Source organism: Micromonospora globispora (genome assembly GCF_003857015.1).
GTDB lineage: Bacteria > Actinomycetota > Actinomycetes > Mycobacteriales > Micromonosporaceae > Micromonospora > Micromonospora globispora.
The window spans coordinates 1-3,050 of record NZ_QGGF01000567.1 but is presented as its reverse complement, the minus strand read 5'-3'; the positions used below and the strand labels follow the sequence as shown (position 1 = coordinate 3,050).

Below are 3,050 nucleotides of genomic sequence, written 5' to 3'. Positions count from 1 at the left end.
GCCTGGGTGAGCGCGGCGGCGGCGAGGTCGGCCGGCACGCCGGTGGACCGTAGCCTGACGGCCGCGGCCAGCGGGTCGCCGCCAGCGAGCGGCGCGGCCATCGCGAGCGCGGCCGACCCCTCGGCGGTACGCAACGCGGCGAGCTGGTCGAGATCCACCCGGTCATTCTCCCCGCCGGTCCCGACGCGCCGGGTGGCGGGTTGGCACTCTCCTTGACGGAGTGCTAGCCGAGGAATAACCTGCGATTAGCACTCTCACATCGAGGGTGCCAGCTTCCGGGCCCTGGGTCCGGGAACTGAACGCCAGGCGGACCGGCACCCGCGACGACGGCCCCGCCCGGTGGCATGTGGCAGATTGACGCCGGTCGGCTCGCCGTCCGGCAACGAAACCAAGTACCCCAGGAGGGTATGCCCGTGACTACCGCGACCAAGGTTGCGATCAAGCCGCTCGAGGACCGGATTCTGGTCCAGGCGAACGAGGCTGAGACCACCACGGCGTCGGGCATCGTGATCCCCGACACCGCCAAGGAGAAGCCGCAGGAGGGCACCGTCCTCGCTGTCGGCCCGGGCCGCGTCGACGACAAGGGCAACCGGATCCCGGTTGACGTCAAGGTCGGCGACACCGTCATCTACTCGAAGTACGGCGGCACCGAGGTCAAGTACGCCGGCGAGGAGTACCTGGTGCTCTCCGCCCGCGACGTCCTCGCGGTCATCGAGAAGTAAGCAACCGATCAGTGTCGTTGCCCCGGTCCGGCTCGCCGGGCCGGGGCAACGTCGCTTCGAAGGGACATTCATGGCGAAGATCCTGAGCTTCTCGGACGACGCCCGGCACCTGCTGGAGCACGGTGTCAACGCCCTCGCGGACGCGGTCAAGGTCACCCTCGGCCCGCGCGGGCGCAACGTCGTCCTGGACAAGAAATTCGGTGTGCCCACGATCACCAACGACGGCGTGACCATCGCCAAGGAGATCGAGCTCACCAACCCGTACGAGAACCTCGGCGCGCAGCTGGTCAAGGAGGTGGCGACCAAGACCAACGACGTCGCCGGCGACGGGACCACCACCGCCACCGTGCTGGCCCAGGCGATGGTCCGCGAGGGCCTGCGCAACGTGACCGCCGGCGCCAACCCGACCGGCCTCAAGCGGGGCATCGACGCGGCGGCCGCCAAGGTCTCCGAGGCGCTGCTCGGCCGGGCCGTCGAGGTGTCCGACAAGGAGTCGGTCGCGCACGTCGCGACGATCTCCGCGCAGGACGCGACCATCGGTGAGCTGATCGCCGAGGCGATGGAGAAGGTCGGCCGCGACGGCGTCATCACCGTCGAGGAGGGCTCCGCCCTCACCACCGAGCTGGACGTGACCGAGGGTCTCCAGTTCGACAAGGGCTTCATCTCGCCGAACTTCGTCACCGACGTGGAGGGGCAGGAGTCGGTCCTGGAGGACCCGTACATCCTGATCACCACGCAGAAGATCTCGGCGATCGAGGAGCTGCTGCCGCTGCTGGAGAAGGTCCTCCAGAACAACAAGCCGCTGCTCATCATCGCCGAGGACGTCGAGGGCCAGGCGCTGTCGACGCTGGTGGTCAACTCCATCCGCAAGACCCTCAAGGTCTGCGCGGTCAAGGCCCCCGGCTTCGGCGACCGCCGCAAGGCGATGCTCCAGGACATGGCGATCCTGACCGGCGCCGAGCTGGTCGCCCCGGAGCTGGGCTACAAGCTCGACCAGGTCGGCCTGGAGGTGCTCGGCACCGCCCGCCGCGTCGTGGTCGACAAGGAGAGCACCACCGTCGTCGACGGTGGCGGGCAGGCCGGCGAGGTCGCCGACCGGGTCGCCCAGATCCGCAAGGAGATCGAGGCCTCGGACTCCGAGTGGGACCGGGAGAAGCTGGCCGAGCGGCTGGCGAAGCTCTCCGGCGGCATCGCGGTGATCAAGGTCGGCGCGGCCACCGAGGTCGAGATGAAGGAGCGCAAGCACCGCATCGAGGACGCCATCGCGGCGACCAAGGCCGCGGTCGAGGAGGGTACGGTCCCCGGCGGCGGTGCCGCCCTGGCCCAGATCCTCCCGGTGCTCGACGACGACCTCGGCTTCACCGGCGACGAGAAGGTCGGCGTGTCGATCGTGCGCAAGGCGCTGGTCGAGCCGCTGCGCTGGATCGCCCAGAACGCCGGTCACGACGGCTACGTCGTGGTGGAGAAGGTCGCCCGCGGCGAGTGGGGCAGCGGCCTCGACGCCGCCTCCGGGCAGTACGTCGACCTGGCGAAGTCCGGCATCGTCGACCCGGTGAAGGTGACCCGCAACGCGGTCGTCAACGCCGCCTCGATCGCCGGCCTGCTGCTCACCACGGAGAGCCTCGTGGTGGAGAAGCCGGAGAAGGCCGAGCCCGCCGCGGGGGGTCACGGCCACGGCCACGGTCACGGCCACCAGCACGGCCCGGGCTTCTGATCCGACGCCGTACGCCTTGGATCAGGGCACACCGCCACGTCGGCGGTGTGCTCTGATCCGTCTCTGCTTACGGAACTCTGACGTTGCTACCGGTACGCCCCGGTGATCGACAAGACTGGTCCGATGAGCACCACCTCCCGCGGGTACGCCGCGCTGGCCGGGATCACCGCCGCCGCCGTGGCGATCGGGGTCGCCGAGCCGGTCGCGGTCCTCACCGGTGCCCCGTCGGCGCCGCTGATCGCGGTCGGCGGGCTGATCGTCGATGTCGTCCCCGAGACGGTCAAGCACTTCGCCATCTCGCTCTTCGGCACGCACGACAAGATCGCTCTGCTGATCGGGACGGCGGTGCTGCTCGCGGCGTTCGCCGCGCTGCTCGGCGTGCTGGCCGCCCGCCGGCTCTGGATCGGCCTGGCCGGCATCGCCGCCTTCGCCGCGCTCGGGGTGGCCGCCGCGCTGACCCGGGCCGGTGCAACCGCCGCCGACGCACTGCCCTCGCTGGTCGGTGGGGCGCTGGGCGGCCTGGCCCTCTGGCTGCTCCTGGCCGGGCCGCTGCAGCCGAGTCTCTGGGCCTGGTCCCCGCCCACCCAGCCCGCCGCTGGGCCGCCCGTCGGTAA

General features: G+C 70.7%; 3 protein-coding genes and 1 pseudogene. 3 read left to right on the top strand and 1 reads right to left on the bottom strand.

Annotation, left to right across the window (positions count from 1 at the left end; genetic code table 11):
• The coding region (locus DKL51_RS37700) for a DUF8688 domain-containing protein (protein ID WP_498070961.1) at positions 1 to 158 on the bottom strand (158 nt) is incomplete at its 3' end.
• 255 nt (positions 159 to 413) lie between these two features.
• On the opposite strand from DKL51_RS37700, the gene groES reads away from it, so the two are divergent.
• The 3 genes and pseudogenes from groES to DKL51_RS29005 form a co-directional block, all read left to right on the top strand.
• Positions 414 to 722 carry a co-chaperone GroES gene (groES, locus tag DKL51_RS29015; protein WP_498070960.1) on the top strand — a complete coding sequence of 103 codons (309 nt, stop codon included), beginning with the start codon at positions 414 to 416 and terminating at the stop codon, positions 720 to 722.
• Positions 723 to 792: 70 nt separating this feature from the next.
• Positions 793 to 2,436 (top strand): chaperonin GroEL, encoded by a 1,644-nt coding sequence (gene groL / locus DKL51_RS29010; RefSeq protein ID WP_109944371.1) that lies wholly within the window; start codon positions 793 to 795, stop codon positions 2,434 to 2,436.
• Positions 2,437 to 2,559: 123 nt separating this feature from the next.
• Positions 2,560 to 3,050: pseudogene (locus DKL51_RS29005) on the top strand (molybdopterin-binding oxidoreductase); the annotation flags it as partial.

Excerpts from the sequence above, each read along its gene's own strand:
- groL (WP_109944371.1), top strand. The coding sequence starts at position 793 with ATGGCGAAGATCCTGAGCTTCTCGGACGACGCCCGGCACCTGCTGGAG.